This window comes from Hyphomicrobium sp., assembly GCF_041659645.1.
GTDB lineage: Bacteria > Pseudomonadota > Alphaproteobacteria > Rhizobiales > Hyphomicrobiaceae > Hyphomicrobium_B.
Map to the genome: position 1 here is coordinate 1 of NZ_JBAZXX010000007.1, position 16,384 is coordinate 16,384.

Below are 16,384 nucleotides of genomic sequence, written 5' to 3' on the forward strand. Positions count from 1 at the left end.
GAAGCGGACGAGTCAGGGAGGGCTCGCGGGTGAGGTGCCCGGGCGGCCGGCTCGACGAAGGAGAATCGCCCCGCCAACGAAACTGCCCGGCGGCCGGCTCGCGAAACGCGAGTCGCCGGGCGCAAGCAAAGGGGAGGGTGGGATTGAATTTTCATGTGGGCCGAAGCTGGCGTCAAAATATACGCCTCTGATTAGACAACGTGCAACAAAAAGATTGTCTTCCATTTTGTCATCTAAAATGTTGTTTTTTATAAGTAAAAATATATATAGATAACATTTGCACGGATGATTGTTTCATCTCGTTACCGTGTGGATGTTCTTGCCCAAGCGCTTTTGCTGGGTTTTTCGTGTTTTTATTATGTGCTCCGCCTTGACTCGCCAGCATCGGATAATATATCAGAGAATGAGTTTTTCTCATTTGGATGGGTCTATGCCAAAAGCCAACATCACTCTGACGAATGGCACCACCATAGAGATCGAAGGAACGCTGGAAGAGATTCAGCAGCTTTCTGATCATCTGGGCCGCAAAAATTCGGTAGTGCCGACTGCTCGGCCTATGAATTCAAAAGACGCGCTTGTTCCTAGTGCAGACGATTCCGAAGTTCCGGATATCGCTAGCATCGTATCCATCGTTAAGGATTGCGAAGAGGCCGAACGGATTGAATTGGTCGTCCTAGATCGGCCCGACGTTCTAAATCGCGTTCTCTTATGCCTGTGGGTCGTCAATCGATACGTAAGCCCAACAATGGGTCTTACATCGGGTGATATCGAAAAGATAACGGACCAGCTTGGTGTACGCATAAGCACTGCTAACGCGTCTAAAATGCTTTCGGGAAAAGCAAAAGCATTCGTCTCCGGTGACGCTGTTCGTAAGCAGGGAGCGGCGGTGCACTATCGACTGAACCGTCGTGGTTTGCAGGCATTTGAATCCGTTCTCGACGGCTGATCCTTCAGTAGCCCGCGGTCTTTTTGATAAGGAATGTTACATGAAATCGGAAAAAGCCGAACCAGAAGAAGAAGCCCTTGTCAGCCTCTTGCGCATTCTCAAGCCCCTAACCTCAGTCGAACGACACCGTGCAGTTGCTGCGGCGATGACCTATCTTGGCGAAAAATATGGGGGCGACGGGGAAAGGCGGGCGAGAAGTGGCGGCAGGGAAGAGGAATCGAGCGGGTTAGGCGGTGGCGATTACCCGCGAGCGGTATCCGCGTGGATGAAACAACATGACATCGCACCGGATGAAATCGATCAGGTCTTTCAGTTCCAAGATGACGGACCCTTTGTCATCCACGATGTGCCGGGCAAAACGAAGAAAGAGCGGACTTTGAACGCTTATGTTCTGACCGGTGTAGCCCAATTTCTGACTACGAACGACCGCACGTTTCAGGACGCCGTTGCGCGCAAGTTTTGCGAGGACATCGGTTGCTTGGATGCCGCAAACCACGCAGCCACACTTAAAGATCGAGGCCCAGAATTCAGCGGAGATAAGAACAAAGGCTTCACGATCTCAAACGTCGGATTGAAACGGGGCGCCGCAATCGTAAAAGAGGTAGTTGGCGCAAAATGATCGACGCCTCTCGACTGCTCGCAGGATTGCCAAAAGGGCTTCGAGAGGAGCTTATCGACAGCTACCGCGAGATTGTTCGCAATTTCCTTGAGCACCGGTGGGAGCCGTCCGAATTGAGGGGCGGCTGGTTCGCTGAAGTTGCCTACTCGATTGTGAAGGGCGCGGTTGCTGGCAACTTTCCCGCTAAAGCAAGTAAGCCAAGCAAGATGTTTGATGCGTGTCGGGCTCTCGAAAATACCCCCGCAAATCCGGCATTGATCGGAGATAAGAGCCTGCGTGTGTTCATTCCTCGCGCTTTGATATTTTTGTATGATGTTCGCAACAATCGCGGCGTCGGACATGTCGGAGGCGACGTCAACGCCAACAATATGGACGCATCCGCGGTGGTTGCTTTGGCAAGCTGGGTAATGGCCGAACTCGTGCGTATATTCCATGGCGTTTCTATCAAAGAAGCCCAGGAAACTGTGGACGCGCTAGTTGAGCGAAAAACGCCGCTTATATGGGAGGTCGAAGACGTAAAGCGCGTGCTCGATCATACTATGATGGCAAAGGATCAAGTGCTGGTATTGCTGCACCATAGCGCGGGATGGGTGCAAGCGGCCGATTTGAAAGCATGGGTAGAATATAAGAACCCTACCGACTTCCGAAAGATCGTTCTGCGGGACCTCCATAAATCCAGACTCATTGAATTTGACATGGAAAAAGATCGAGCCCGCATCTCGCCGAAAGGTGTGGCAGACGCCGAGCAAAGGCTTCTCAAGAAATAATCCTGCTATGCCAAAGCAGGAGAGACCGCTACTCCGCCGCCTGCTTCTTTCCCACGGCTTTCGGCTTCCGCGCCAGCACCGGCTTCAGATACCGCCCGGTGTAGCTCTCCTTGACCTTGGCGACGTCCTCGGGCGTGCCGGCGGCTACGATCTCGCCGCCGCCGTCGCCGCCTTCGGGACCGAGGTCGACGATCCAGTCGGCGGTCTTGATGACTTCGAGGTTGTGCTCGATGACGACGACGGTATTGCCCGCGTCGGCCAGCTCGTGCAACACCTCAAGCAGCTTCGCGACGTCGTGGAAGTGCAGGCCCGTCGTCGGCTCATCCAAGATGTAAAGCGTGCGTCCGGTGGCGCGGCGCGATAGTTCCTTCGACAGCTTGATGCGTTGCGCTTCGCCGCCGGAGAGCGTCGTCGCCTGCTGGCCGATGTGGATGTAGCCCAAGCCGACGCGCGCGAGCGTTTCGAGCTTGTCGCGGATCGACGGCACGGCCTTGAAGAAGTCGGCGCCTTCCTCGACCGTCATGTCGAGCACGTCGGCGATGGATTTTTCCTTGAAGGTGACGGCGAGCGTCTCGCGATTGTAGCGCTTGCCCTTGCATTCCTCGCAGGTGACGTAGACGTCGGGCAGGAAGTGCATCTCGATCTTGATGACGCCGTCGCCCTGGCAGACTTCGCAGCGGCCGCCCTTGACGTTGAACGAGAAGCGGCCCGGCTCGTAGCCGCGCGTTTTGGCTTCCGGCAGACCGGCGAACCATTCGCGGATCGGCGTGAAGGCGCCGGTGTACGTCGCCGGGTTCGAGCGCGGCGTGCGGCCGATCGGGCTTTGATCGATGTCGATGATCTTGTCGAAGTGCTCGATGCCGGTGATCTTGTCGTGCTCGCCGGGGTGGTCTTTCGCATTGTTGAGCTTGCGCGCGACGGCCTTGAAGAGCGTGTCGATCAGCAACGTCGACTTGCCGCCGCCCGAGACGCCGGTGATGCAGGTGAACAGGCCGACCGGGACGGACGCCGTGACGTTCTTCAGGTTGTTTTCGCGCGCGCCGACGACGGTGAGCATGCGCTTCGGGTCGGGCGCGCGGCGCGTTTTCGGAATGGGGACGTAGCGGACGCCGGACAGGTATTCGCCGGTGAGGCTCGCCGGGCTGTCCATGATGTCTTGCGGCGTGCCTTCGGCGACGATTTTGCCGCCGTGAATGCCGGCGCCGGGGCCGACGTCGACGACGTAGTCGGCGGTCATGATCGCGTCTTCGTCGTGCTCGACGACGATGACGGTGTTGCCGATGTCGCGCAGGTGCTTCAGGGTTTCGAGCAGGCGGTCGTTGTCGCGCTGATGCAGGCCGATGGAGGGTTCGTCGAGGACGTAGAGCACGCCCGTCAGGCCGGAGCCGATTTGCGAGGCCAAGCGGATGCGCTGCGATTCACCGCCCGACAGCGTGCCGGACGATCGCGAGAGCGTGAGGTATTCGAGGCCGACGTCGTTCAGGAATTTGAGGCGGTCGCGGATTTCCTTCAGGATGCGGGTCGCGATTTCGGTCTGCTGCTTGGTGAAGGTTTTCGGGATTTCGCCGAACCAGACGTTGGCGGCCTTGATCGAGAGGTCGCCGACTTCGCCGATGTGCTTGCCGCCGACTTTGACAGCCAGGGCTTGCGGTTTGAGGCGATAGCCGTGGCAGGCTTCGCACGGGTGCGCGCCCTGATAGCGGGACAGTTCCTCGCGGACCCAATCGCTGTCCGTTTCCTTGAAGCGGCGCTGGATGTTGCCGATGACGCCTTCGAACGGCTTCTCGGTCGTGTAATTGCGGGCGCCGTCCCAGTAGGTGAACGTTACGTCCTCGTCGCCGGAGCCATAGAGGAGCGCGAGCTGGACGTGCTTCGGCAGCTTCTCCCACGGCGTCTTCATCGATATTTTGTAGTGCTTGGCGAGGCTTTCGAGCGTCTGTTCGTAATAGGGTGAGGCGACGCCGGTTTTCGCCCAGGGGTAGATCGCACCCTTTTCGAGGCTGAGCGTTGAGTCGGGCACGACGAGGTCGGGCTCGAAGCGGAGTTCGGAGCCGAGGCCGTCGCAGACCGGGCAGGCGCCAGCAGGCGCGTTGAACGAGAAGAGGCGCGGCTCGATCTCTTCAATGGTGAAGCCAGACACCGGACACGCAAAGCGCGACGAGAACGTGATACGCTCGTGCGTGTCGTTCTTGGATTTGTTGGCGCCTTCGGTTTCGGATTTCGGCAGCGGCTTGTCGACGTATTCGGCGATGGCGAGACCGTCGGAGAGTTTCAATGCCTGCTCGAAGCTGTCCGCGAGGCGGGTGCCGATGTCCTTCTTTACGACGATGCGGTCGATGACGACGTCGATGTCGTGCTTGTATTTCTTGTCGAGCTTCGGCGCGTCGTCGATCTCATAGACGGTGCCGTTGATCTTGACGCGCTGGTAGCCCTTCTTCTGCCACTCGGCGATTTCCTTCTTGTATTCGCCCTTGCGGCCGCGAACGACGGGCGCAAGGAGAAGGAGGCGCGCGCCCTCGGGCAGCGCCAAGACGCGGTCGACCATCTGGCTGACGGTCTGGCTTTCGATGGGAAGTCCCGTCGCGGGAGAATAGGGAACGCCGACGCGGGCAAAAAGCAGACGGAGATAGTCGTAGATCTCCGTCACCGTGCCGACGGTCGAGCGCGGGTTCTTCGACGTCGTTTTCTGCTCGATCGAGATGGCGGGCGACAGGCCGTCGATGTGATCGACGTCCGGCTTCTGCATCATCTCCAAGAACTGGCGGGCGTAGGCCGACAAGCTCTCGACATAGCGGCGCTGGCCCTCGGCGTAGATCGTATCGAAGGCGAGCGAAGATTTGCCGGATCCCGAAAGTCCCGTGAACACCACGAGGGCGTCGCGCGGGATTTCGAGGTCGACGTTTTTCAGATTGTGCTCACGCGCTCCCCGGACGTGGATCGTCTTCATCAGGGAGGCGGATGTGGGGGATGCAGGTTTTATCGATTTGGCCATGAGAACCGTCTAGCCGAGACGCCGCCCGGCTGGCAATGCAACCGGACGGCGCGGATGCAATATGGGCGTGGAGGACGGGGTACGCCAGGGGCGGGGCGAAGCCGGACGCGTGTCAGGTTGCCCCAGAACCATCCTCCGGCGGCGGAGTGTCCAGCGCGGCGATCATGGCGGCGGCGGTCTCGCGGGAACCCTGGACGACTTCGGATGCTCCGTATTGCTTGAGATAGGTCTCCTCGGCGTCCGAATGGGCGCGGGCGACGATCTTCAGGCCGGGATTGGCGGCGCGGGCCTGGGCGACGATCTGGCCGGCTTCGAAGCAGTCGGGGATGGCGACGATCAACGTGCGGGCGGCCTTGAGATTGGCGGCGGCGATGGCCGTCACGGCATTGGCAGCTACGGCGTCAATCCCGCGCGTCTTGAGCCTGTCGGCGGTTTCATCGCGGTCATCCATGACGAACAACGGGGCGCCGCGCGCGATCAGGCTTTCGCCGATGAGGCCTCCGACCCGGCCATAGCCGACAAGCACCGTGTGACCGGTCTTTTTCGTCACCCTCGCGGGTTCCGGGCGCGGCTTGGCGGGGACTCCGCCCGGTGATCCAGGTTCGGGGCCTGTGAGTTGGGGGCCGGCCGCAGGGTCGGCTTCCGCGCCATATCGTTCCACCAGAATGAACAGGAGCGGGTTGATCATGATCGAAAGCAGCGCACCCGCGAGAATGAGTTCGCGGCCTTCGATGGGCAGCAGTTTCAGCGTGACGCCGAGGCCCGCCAGGATGAAGGAAAATTCGCCGATCTGGGCGAGGCTGGCGGCAATCAGCAGCGCGGTTCGCATCGGGTGGCCGAATGCGAGCACGATCAGCCACGCGGCAACCGATTTGCCGAGTATGATGATGGCGACGACGGCCAGAACGCGCAGCGGGCTTTCGACGAGGATGTACGGATAGAAGAGCATTCCGACCGAGACGAAGAACAGGACGGCGAAAGCGTCTCGCAGCGGCAGCGTTTCGTTGGCGGCGCGTTGGCTCAATTCTGATTCACTCAGGATCATGCCTGCGAAGAAAGCGCCGAGCGCGAGCGATACGCCGAAGAGCTTGGCCGCGGCGAAGGCGACGCCGAGCGCGATGGTCAGCACTCCAAGGCGGAACAATTCGCGCGAGCCGGTGTGGGCGATGTGATGCAGGATCGCCGGAATGAGCTTGCGGCCTCCGATCAGCATGACGGCGAAGAATGCGACCACCTTCAGGAGTGTGATCGCAAGTGTAGCGGCGATGTCTCCTCCTGACTGCGCAGCCGCGGCGCTTCCTGCGCTCTCCTCGGTGAGCAGCGGCGCGATGGCCGGTAGGATGACGAGCGTCATGACCATGACGAGGTCTTCGACGATGAGCCAGCCGACGGCGATGCGTCCCTGGTCCGATTTGACGAGGTGGCGCTCTTGCAGGGCGCGGAGAAGCACCACCGTGCTCGCGACCGAGAGCGCTAAGCCGAAGACGAGGCCCGCACCCATCGACCAGCCGAATATATGCGCGAGGCCGAGACCCATCGCTGTCGCAACGGCGATCTGCACGAGGGCGCCCGGTACCGCGATCGCGCGAACGGACAACAGGTCCGACATGGAGAAGTGAAGGCCGACGCCGAACATCAGTAGAATAATGCCGATTTCGGCGAGTTCGTTCGCGAGCCCTTGGTCAGCGACGAAGCCCGGCGTGAAAGGGCCGACAGCGACGCCTGCAAGCAAATAGCCGACGATGGGTGAGATGCGAAATCTTTGGGCGAGCGTGCCAAAGACGAAGGCCAGCGACAGGCCGACCACGATCGTAGCGATAAGCGGTGTGTCGTGCGCCATTCCCGATGCGGCCCCTCCAATGACCGCGAAGGCAGTTTGACCGGGGGAAGGCAGCACAATCAAGGCGAATATGCCGTTTGCTTCCGTGCTTTAGGGCGGGGCCGAGAGTGTCGGTCGAGGCGCCACCATCGCCGTCGTTCGGTGGAGGTTGGTATCCAAGACCGACGTCGCGAAAAAAATGTCGGCGAGCAGCCATGGACGGGCGTGGCTTCACGATCCTAAAGGCGGGAGAGATTTGTTGCGCTGCAAAAGCTTTTTTGCGTGACCTTGCGGGCATTTCACTAATGACCGCCGGGAAAAGTCGGTATATAGGCGGCCACTTTTGCTGACCTGAGGAATTTTGCAATGTCTCGCATCCGTTCGCTGAGCTTCGCCGCCGTTTTCTTTGTCGTTGGTCCTGCTCTAGCCGATGACGCCATCGTCAAGGTCCCGGCGACACCGGCTCCGACAGCCGGGCCGACGATGTCGGCGGCACAGGCCTTTTGCGGCGATGCGCCTGCAAAGGCTGAAGAGTTGATCGAACGCTACTCGTCGAAGGCCGGGCTGCAGAAAGTGTACGAAAGCGCCCAGTACATTGCGTATTCGGACGATCCGAAAAACGCGACGATCATGTACACGTTCACGACCAAGAAAAATCCGGCCCATCCGGCGGCCATATGCCGGAAGGTAGAACGCAAGGGAGATAACCTGACGATTGCGATGAAAGTCATCTGCGACGGCGCCGCGGAGGAGTGCGCCAAGTTGCAGAACGATTTCAATGTGATGAACGCCCAGATGCAAGCTCAGGTCGATCAGCAGATCGCCAGTCAGAAGAAGTAGGCGCGCGGCGGTTCCGATTCTGGCTCGAGCTATTTCAGCCGGGCCAGCCAAATGCTGTGGCCGCCTGTGTTCGGGTCATCGAAGACGTGGGCGACGACATCGAAGCCGTTCTCGTCGAGCAAGGCGCGATATTCATGCGGGGCCAAGCTCGCATGATAGAGAGGTTCGCCTGCGTAGGTGCCTATCGCCACGCCGTCGCTGTCCCCGCTGGTGAACATGAGCGCGGCGTTCGATGCCGCATGGTCGCGAAAAATCGTAAACATGCGGCGCTGATCAACCCGGCGTAGATGGAAAAAGCTATCCCATGCTATGAGGCCGTTGAACTTCCGGCCGATGGATAATGTGCGCATGTCCGCGACGCCCCAGGCGTCGTTGGGAAAATGGCTTTTGCAGAGCGCGATCATCGCCGGCGAAGAGTCGATTCCGTGCAGCCGGTATCCCGCTCGAATGAAGAAGCCCGCAATCGGTTCTCCGGAGCCGCAGCCGATATCCAGAATGGCGCCGCCGGGCGGCACTAGTTCCAAAAATCGGTTTAGCCACGGCGCCTCGAATAAACTCCGCGATCGCTCCCGGTTCCAGGTTTTGGCGTGCCGATCATAGAGATTGACGATCCGGTCGGCGGCGTCGGACGTCATGGCATTAGCGTTCTTTTTTTGCCCTTGGCGACGCAGCTTCTCGGAGCCGGTCGCCAACGGCATTCGTTTATTTCGACATTGCGGCTTGCAGATTTTCGTCGATCTTGTCGAGGAAGCCGGTCGTCGAGAGCCATTTCTGGTTCGGGCCGACGAGGAGCGCCAGATCCTTCGTCATGTATCCGGCTTCGACGGTTGCGACGCAGACCCTTTCGAGCGTCTTGCAGAACTTGAGCAGAGCATCATTTCCGTCGAGCTTGGCGCGATGGCCGAGGCCGCCCGTCCAGGCGTAGATCGACGCGATCGAGTTGGTCGAAGTTTCCTTGCCTTTTTCGTGTTCGCGGTAATGTCGCGTGACGGTGCCGTGCGCGGCTTCGGCTTCCACAGTCTTGCCGTCGGGCGTCATCAGCACGCTCGTCATCAGGCCGAGCGAGCCGAAGCCCTGGGCAACCGTATCGGACTGCACGTCGCCATCGTAGTTCTTGAGTGCCCAGACATAGCCGCCCGACCACTTGAGTGCGCTCGCGACCATGTCGTCGATGAGACGGTGCTCGTACCAGAGCTTGCGCTTTGCGAATTCTTCCTTGAACTCGGCATCGAAGATTTCCTGGAAGATGTCCTTGAAGCGGCCGTCGTAGGCTTTCAGGATCGTATTTTTCGTCGACAGGTAAACCGGATAGTTGCGGGCGATGCCGTAGTTGAATGAGGCGCGGGCAAAATCGCGGATCGAGTCATCGAGATTGTACATCGAGAGCGAGACCCCGGCGCTCGGCGCCTTGAAGACTTCCTTCTCGATCACGGTGCCGTCTTCGCCGACGAACTTGATCGTCAGCACGCCCTTGCCGGGGAATCTGAAATCGGTCGCTTTATACTGATCGCCGAAGGCATGGCGGCCGACGATGATTGGAAGCGTCCAGCCGGGGACAAGGCGGGGCACGTTCTTGCAGATGATGGGTTCGCGGAAGATGACGCCGCCGAGGATATTGCGGATCGTGCCGTTCGGGCTTTTCCACATTTCCTTTAAATTGAATTCTTTGACGCGCGCTTCGTCGGGCGTGATCGTCGCGCACTTGATGCCGACACCGTGCTTCTTGATCGCGTTGCCGGCGTCGATCGTCACCTGGTCGCTGGTCTTGTCGCGGTTTTCGACGCTCAAATCATAATATTCGAGATCGATGTCGAGGTAGGGGTGGATGAGTTTGTCCTTGATCAGCTTCCAGATGATGCGGGTCATCTCGTCGCCGTCGAGTTCAACGACGGTGCCTTCAACTTTGATTTTTTGCATGGGATGTCTCGCGGGACGATATGGGACGGCAGATCATGTTCCGTGACGCCGGAGTTCCGAACCTAACGGCCAAGAACGCACTTGCGAAGAGAACCTTCGACGTAGTGGTGCGGCAGATTGGAGAACGTTTCAAGTCTTGCCGTTGCGACGCACAGGAGCTAGGCAGGCCGCGTACATTTTTTTGGCAGCGGAGCCTTTCCTGGCCTTTGCCAACGGCTACTGAGAGGGCGTGGCCCTTGAAACACGGCCGCGCCGAAAGCAACAATCGGGACCGGCGGCATTTCATTAAGTCTTCGGAGTGAGCGGCGCGGCGTGGGCCTTGACGCGTTCTGGAGATTGACACCCTGTCGTTCCCGAACGAATAGGCGGAGGTCCAGCGCTCATCTTGCGGCGACACTTCTGCAACTTCGGCCCTGACGCCCGACCTGGAGGCACGATTGAACGTCGAGACAGATGCCGCGCAGAGCGGAGCGGCACTGGAGATCCGAATTGATAGCGGAGAGCCTGTGCTCGGTCCGCGGCAGACGTGCGTCGCGAAGGTCGTTCATGCTTGCCACTCGGCGTCGATCGATCAAGGCCTAGAGGCGCTGGCCATTCCGGGTTTGACGCGAGAGACGCTTGAGCCCGTGCTGCAGTATTGCGCCAGCCTCAAATGCATTGCCGATAGCGTTACGTGTCCTGCATGCAAGCGGCGCACCGAGGTGCAGGGGATCGAGACGCTCGATCAGTTTATTCTCAGCAAGAAGGAAGTGATCGTCGGCGACGGGCGTGTCCGCCTCAGGGGCGAAGGGATCGAAACGGTCACGACACCTTGCCTCGAAACGCTCGCCAAGCAGTGGTCCGGCGAGAACTATTGGTTCTGGGCGCGGCGCGTCATCCGCAAGCTGCGGCATGGGCTGCGGCGGGCGAATATGCGCGGCGAGCCAGTGGCCGGTGAAGGGGAAACGCCATCGGTCATCCTCGTGGAACCGCAACTCGCAGACAATATCGGCATGGTGGCGCGGGCGTGCGCGAATTTCGGTCTCGACGATCTCCGGCTCGTCAATCCGCGTGACGGGTGGCCGAACGAGAAAGCGCGAATAGCGGCCTCAGGCGCGAACTATATCATCGATGATGCGCAGGCGTTCGGATCTCTCGAGGAGAGCATTTCCGACCTCAATTGGATCGCCGCGACGACTGCCCGGCAGCGCGACCTGCGCAAGCCGGTCCTGACCCCTGAGCAGGCGATCGCGGAAATACGGACACGGATCGGCCAGGGCGAGCGCTGCGGGGTGCTATTTGGGCGCGAGCGAAACGGCCTCGAAACGAATGAGGTCGCCTACGCAGACGCTTTAATCATGATCCCCGTCAATTCCCGCTTCGCCTCTCTTAACCTTGCACAGGCGGTGCTGCTAACGGGTTACGAATGGATGCGCGGAGATTCGGGGCGGAGCCTCGGACGTGTGACAACCTATGAGAAGCCGCTGACCGAGGGCCTCTATATGGGCCGGGACAGGCCGGCAAACAAAGAGGAACTCATTGGTCTATTTGAACATTTAGAGCGTGAGCTGGAGACGAATGGTTTTTTCAATCCGGCGCACCGGAAAAATGTAGTGTCGCAAAATCTTCGCACGCTCTTGACCAGAATGAATGCGACGGAGCAGGAAGTCCGCACCCTGCGTGGCATAGTTGCAACGCTTTCACAGGGCAAAGGGAAGGCCCAAAAAGGTGGAGTATAAACGCCTTCATATGGCCAAGTTTTGGGCCGAGCGATGCCAAGTGGATGGGCATACTGGCGATATGCAACGCGGCTGGCACGATGGGCCACGCCCGTACAGACTTCGTTTTCGAAATAGATAAAAAAACACAGAGGCTCAACTGGAGATGTTGATGAACACGAGGGCGGGGGTTGTGTTGGCGAGCGTTATGGCGCTGACGCTGTGGGGCACCGCGAGGCCTGCCAGTTCGCAGGAACTCAGTGAGCATGCCGTAAGATCGTTCATGGAATACGCTTGGTCTTTGACCCCGCAGCAGTTCTCGAAGCCGGACGGTTCGGTCATCGTCATCGATAGAACCAAGAAAGCCGAAATCGAAGTGCCGCTCGACGTGGCGCGCAGGGTCATCATGGCGGGCCGGCTATCGGCTCATGCGCAGATTTGCGATCTTCGTGACGAGCAGGTCCAGAACCACCGGGCGCTGATGCGCCGGGAAGAAGCACTGAAAAAGTGGTCGCAGCAGCAGCTCGTTTATATCAGTCAGTTGCACCTGACGACGGTCATGCTGATGACCGGCCGCATCCGCCTGGTCGAGCAGCAAGGCGATAAACAGGTCGTCGTCGACGAAAAGAAAGAGCCGGCGCAGAGCTGCACCGAAGAGCAGAAGAATAAGGTTAAGGAACTGGTTACGGCTTATGTCGCGGGCAGCCCGCCCCCGAATTTCGCGCAGGCTGCACCTCCAGTGCCGGCCGGAGCCCCGGTTTCTACGGGTTCGACCTCGGTCAGCGAGACGACGATCCAGAAGAAATAGCCCCTGGAAGGCCGTTGACGCGGCCGTCCGACATCGCTATCAACCACGCTTCTCACGCGGGCCGTTCTGGCCCGCGTTTGATTTTTGCGCACCCGTGGCGGGACTGTCGAAGGTCCATGCCTGTCAGGCCTCGAAAGAGGGCAAAGGAGGGGGCGCTCCACGGTTCCGGCTTTTCAGGCCGGGCCATAGCTCATGGAGTGCTAGAAGATGACCAAGCGCATTCGCGCCAAGCATAAGATCGACCGCCGTCTCGGCGAGAACATCTGGGGCCGCCCGAAGAGCCCGCTCAACCGTCGCGAGAGCCGTCCCGGCCAGCACGGCGAGCGCCGCCAGGGCAAGCTCTCCGACTTCGGTCAGCAGCTCAAGGCCAAGCAGAAGCTCAAAGGCTATTACGCATCGATCTCCGAGCGCCAGTTCCGCGCCGCTTACGACGAAGCTTCGCGCCTCAAGGGCTCGACGTCTGAGCATCTGATCGGCCTCCTGGAGCGCCGGATCGACGCGCTCGTCTATCGCGCCAAGTTCGTGCCGACCGTGTTCGCCGCGCGCCAGTTCGTCAGCCACGGTCACGTGACGGTCAACGGCAAGCGCGTAACCGTGCCGAGCTATCGCCTGAAGGTCGGCGACGTCATCGAAGTTCGCGAAAAGGCGAAGCAGCTTGCGCTCGTTCTTGAAGCGATCAAGAGCGCCGAGCGTGACGTTCCGGACTACGTCAACGTCGACCACAACAAGATGACGGCCTCGCTGACGCGCGTTCCGGCGCTTTCGGATGTGCCGTATCCGGTCCAGATGGAACCGAACCTCGTGGTCGAATTCTACTCGCGTTAATCGCTCACGCTGGCTGTTCCGCGCAAGCGCGCGGGCCAGCTCCGCTGGGGCGGCGCTCGCGCCGTCGCCCGGTCGGGCTCTCGGCGTTTCGGCCGAAGTGGTTTTAGTTTGGAAAAGGCTGCCGTCGAGGCGGCCTTTTTTGTTTGGGCGGACGTGTTGATGTCTCGCGTGCGCCACTCCGGCCGACAAGAGGTCGACCGGGCGCACTCCGACGGGGCGCGGCTTGCCGCGGGCTGCGCTTGCAGCCACGGCCTACGGCCGAAGTGGTTTCAGTTAGGCTGCTCGTCTGCGGCGGGGTTTCGCGGAGGCGATGGCGATGCCGGGGTTCGGAGAGATGGCCGGGCCGCCGCCATCGCGGTGTTTTCGGCGCCGTCCGGCGGGTGGCTCGGCGTTGGCCCAGGCGTAGGCGAGCATCGTCATCAGCGCGGACGCCGCGAAGAAATAGACGCCAGGTAGCACGCGCGCTTCCGTATACCCTGACGAATTCACGTAGAAGATCATCAGCGCCAGCACCATGACGTCGGTCATCGAATAGCGGCCGATCCATTCCATCGTCGCGAACGATCTCCGGCGAAAGTCGGGAGGCATGTCGTGGGCGGTGATGAGCGTCAGCAGGTAAAAGAGTTTCAAGAATGGGAAGAACACCGACACCGCGAAGACCACGGCGCCGAGAAAGTATTCCTGGTTCTCCGACAGCGCATACATGATCGACAGGATCGAATGCTCGTTCGTCCAAACGTAAACGGTCGTGAAGCGGATTGACGGCAGGATGATGCCGAGGGCGAAGAACACCGTCGCGAGAATGATCAGGAAACTTAGCGCGAAATTGTGCCAAGCGGGCGGGGTTTTCCTCTCTCCGACATCGGGCTGCGGCAGCACCGGGACAAGCTCGGGCGCGGCGGCCATGCCGTCGGTCCGGATCCAGGCATAGGCGAGGATCATCAGGATGACGGCGGCGGTGAAGAAGTAGACGCCGTTGAGGCTCGACGCATCGTAGACGCCTTGGCTCTTGATGAAGAAGATCGTGAGCGCGAGGACCAGGACGTCATGCATCGACCATTTGCCGAGCCATTCGAGCGCTCGCAAGCGACCATGGTGGCGGACGATCTCGGCGGGCGGCAAGGTCGAGACGAGCAGCAGATAGAGAAGCTTCGTGATGGGCAGCAAAATCGAGAATACGAGCACGATCAGCCCGAGAAACGTCTGGCCGTCGCGCAGCAGCACGCCGACGGTCGAGATCAGGGAGTGCTCGGTCGTCCAAATGCCAAAGCTCGTGAGCTTCAGGATCGGCAGGGTGATGCCGAGCGCGAGGCAGACGCTGGCGGTCAGGATCGTCAGCGAAAGAAAGAAGCGCCTGCCGCTCATCCACATGACCTGCACTCTCTTCGGCTCCTTTCGCGGCGGCGCGGGTGTCGAGATCAATCGAGGCATCACCCGCGTAGGGCAAAATTGAGACATACGGGGTCAAGTCGTGCGCACATTCCGCGGCTACGCATGGGCATGCAGAACAGGTGAGATCATGACCGATAACAACGATGTCCGCGACCCCGCAAAATTTGGTTCCGAGGGCCGGCCGCGCGCACGCGGTCTCGGTCTGCCGATGCCCGGCGTGACCGGGCCTTTGAACGCGATCACCGACGTCGGCGGCGTCACCGTCGGGTTCACGACATTGCGCCAAGATGGCGGCCCCATTCATACCGGCGTCACCGCGATCCTGCCGCGCGCGCCGAAAGATCTCGCGCATCCCGTTTGGTCCGGCGTTTTCTCGATGAACGGTAACGGCGAGATGACAGGCGCGCATTGGATCCGCGACGCGGGCTGGTTCACGGGGCCCATCACGATCACCAATACGTTCTCGGTCGGGGTCGCGCATCACGCGACGCTAAAGTGGATGGCGAAGCGATTTTCCGCGCTCGGCGAAGATCTCTGGGCGTTGCCGGTGGCGGCAGAGACCTATGACGGCTTTCTGAACGACATCGGCGGGTTTCACATTACGGAGGGCCACGTGATGGCGGCCATCGACGGCGCGCACCCGGGGCCGGTGGCGGAGGGTTGCGTCGGCGGCGGGACGGGGATGATCGCTTACGAGTTCAAAGGCGGGACGGGAACGGCGTCACGCCTCGCGAAGACGCGGCTCGGCGAACATACGATTGGCGTGCTGGTGCAAGCGAACCACGGCATCAAGCCGTGGCTGACGGTGTGCGGGAAGCCGGTCGGCGATTTGCTGCCGGGGAAACGAGTTTATTCGATGGAGCGCGGCTCGATCATCGTCATCGTCGCGACGGATGCGCCGCTGCTGCCGGGGCAGCTCGAACGGCTGGCGCGGCGGGCATCAATCGGCATCGGGCGTGGTGGAACGCCGTCGGGCAATAGCTCGGGCGATATCTTCATGGCGTTTTCGACGGCGAACGATCCGGGAGAATTGCCGGAGCCGCCCGCATTGACCTTCACTGCGGTCAGCAACGACGATCTCGACGCGATCTATCTCGCGGTCGTCGAGAGCGTCGAAGAAGCGGTGGTGAATGCGATGCTTGCCGCCGAGACGACGACAGGCAAGCACGGGCGCGTCGTCGAGGCCATCGATACGGCGAAACTGAAGGCGCTCGTGCTCGGATGAGTTCGGACAAAAGCTTTGCCGATTTGCGATATGATCAAGCCTTCTTCGATTTGATCACCGGCAGCTATGCGCGGTTGCTCGGGGCGCCTCTGGTACCCGTGGGCGCAATCCCGGATTGGCTTTACGACGAGGCGCCGTTCGCAGTCGTCGCGCACAATACCGACGCGGACCCGCGGTTCGTTTATGCGAACCGGTGTGCGCAGGCGTGCTTCGAATATCCGTGGGACGAGTTCGTCTCGTTGCCGTCGCGGCTTTCAGCGGAAGCTCCAAACCGCGAAGAGCGCGCGCGCATTCTAGAGGCCGTTTCGCGCGATGGCTTCGTGCGAGGTTATCGCGGCATTCGCATTTCGAAATCCGGGCGGCGGTTCTGGATCGACGACGGAATCGTATGGCAGTTGATCGACGCCGACGGTGTGAATCGGGGGCAAGCCGCGACGTTCTCGTCGTGGACGGACATTTAGGGACGAGCGCAAGGAACATCGTTCACCTCGTGACGTTCACCCGACTGTCAGCCATCCGTCAGCATTCGGCCTTGAC

At 60.3% G+C, this 16,384-nt stretch carries 13 protein-coding genes and 1 pseudogene; 9 read left to right on the forward strand and 5 right to left on the reverse strand.

Annotated features, from left to right (window positions below):
• Positions 1-430 precede the first annotated feature (430 nt).
• Genes WC811_RS20020 through WC811_RS20030 form a run of 3 tightly spaced genes read left to right on the forward strand, consistent with a single transcriptional unit; the run spans position 431 to position 2,332 of the window.
• Positions 431-946, forward strand: a complete 516-nt coding sequence (locus WC811_RS20020; protein ID WP_372647212.1) for a hypothetical protein — start codon at positions 431-433, stop codon at positions 944-946.
• Between the two features lie 40 nt (positions 947-986).
• The gene (locus WC811_RS20025; RefSeq protein ID WP_372647213.1) at positions 987-1,565 is read left to right on the forward strand and encodes a hypothetical protein; all 579 of its coding nucleotides are present in this window, start codon (positions 987-989) and stop codon (positions 1,563-1,565) included.
• Positions 1,562-2,332, forward strand: coding sequence for a hypothetical protein (locus WC811_RS20030; protein ID WP_372647214.1), 771 nt, complete (start codon positions 1,562-1,564; stop codon positions 2,330-2,332). The genes WC811_RS20025 and WC811_RS20030 overlap by 4 nt, the downstream gene beginning before the upstream one ends.
• 28 nt (positions 2,333-2,360) lie before the next feature.
• On the opposite strand, the gene uvrA is transcribed toward WC811_RS20030, so the two are convergent.
• Both uvrA and ybaL read right to left on the reverse strand, forming a co-directional pair.
• Positions 2,361-5,324, reverse strand: coding sequence for an excinuclease ABC subunit UvrA (gene uvrA, locus WC811_RS20035; protein WP_372647215.1), 2,964 nt, complete (start codon positions 5,322-5,324; stop codon positions 2,361-2,363).
• Between the two features lie 112 nt (positions 5,325-5,436).
• Complete coding sequence (gene ybaL, locus WC811_RS20040) at positions 5,437-7,164, reverse strand: YbaL family putative K(+) efflux transporter (RefSeq protein WP_372647216.1); 1,728 nt, start codon at positions 7,162-7,164, stop codon at positions 5,437-5,439.
• A gap of 368 nt (positions 7,165-7,532) precedes the next feature.
• Here ybaL and WC811_RS20045 point away from each other — a divergent pair.
• Positions 7,533-7,577 (forward strand): annotated as a pseudogene (locus WC811_RS20045) (hypothetical protein); the annotation flags it as partial.
• A 435-nt stretch (positions 7,578-8,012) separates the two neighbouring features.
• Here WC811_RS20045 and WC811_RS20050 read toward each other — a convergent pair.
• Positions 8,013-8,618: a class I SAM-dependent methyltransferase gene (locus tag WC811_RS20050; RefSeq protein ID WP_372647247.1), complete on the reverse strand. Its 606-nt coding sequence runs from the start codon at positions 8,616-8,618 to the stop codon at positions 8,013-8,015.
• Positions 8,619-8,685: 67 nt separating this feature from the next.
• Positions 8,686-9,900, reverse strand: coding sequence for an NADP-dependent isocitrate dehydrogenase (locus tag WC811_RS20055; RefSeq protein WP_372647217.1), 1,215 nt, complete (start codon positions 9,898-9,900; stop codon positions 8,686-8,688).
• A gap of 437 nt (positions 9,901-10,337) precedes the next feature.
• On the opposite strand from WC811_RS20055, the gene WC811_RS20060 reads away from it, so the two are divergent.
• The 3 genes from WC811_RS20060 (at position 10,338) to rpsD (ending at position 13,230) form a co-directional block, all read left to right on the forward strand.
• Positions 10,338-11,618, forward strand: coding sequence for an RNA methyltransferase (locus WC811_RS20060; RefSeq protein ID WP_372647218.1), 1,281 nt, complete (start codon positions 10,338-10,340; stop codon positions 11,616-11,618).
• A 151-nt stretch (positions 11,619-11,769) separates the two neighbouring features.
• A complete protein-coding gene (locus tag WC811_RS20065; RefSeq protein WP_372647219.1) occupies positions 11,770-12,405 on the forward strand; it encodes a hypothetical protein in 636 nt (211 codons plus the stop codon).
• Positions 12,406-12,612: 207 nt separating this feature from the next.
• Positions 12,613-13,230: a 30S ribosomal protein S4 gene (gene rpsD, locus WC811_RS20070; RefSeq protein ID WP_372647220.1), complete on the forward strand. Its 618-nt coding sequence runs from the start codon at positions 12,613-12,615 to the stop codon at positions 13,228-13,230.
• Positions 13,231-13,503: 273 nt separating this feature from the next.
• Here the strand turns inward: rpsD and WC811_RS20075 are convergent, their stop codons facing one another.
• Entirely contained in the window at positions 13,504-14,601 is a 1,098-nt protein-coding gene (locus WC811_RS20075; protein ID WP_372647248.1) for a paraquat-inducible protein A, read from the reverse strand.
• 148 nt (positions 14,602-14,749) lie between these two features.
• Here WC811_RS20075 and WC811_RS20080 point away from each other — a divergent pair, with 148 nt between their 5' ends.
• Both WC811_RS20080 and WC811_RS20085 read left to right on the forward strand, forming a co-directional pair.
• Positions 14,750-15,847 (forward strand): P1 family peptidase, encoded by a 1,098-nt coding sequence (locus tag WC811_RS20080; RefSeq protein WP_372647221.1) that lies wholly within the window; start codon positions 14,750-14,752, stop codon positions 15,845-15,847.
• Positions 15,844-16,308 (forward strand): MEKHLA domain-containing protein, encoded by a 465-nt coding sequence (locus tag WC811_RS20085; protein WP_372647222.1) that lies wholly within the window; start codon positions 15,844-15,846, stop codon positions 16,306-16,308. Before WC811_RS20080 ends, WC811_RS20085 begins: the two co-directional genes overlap by 4 nt.
• Positions 16,309-16,384: the final 76 nt, after the last annotated feature.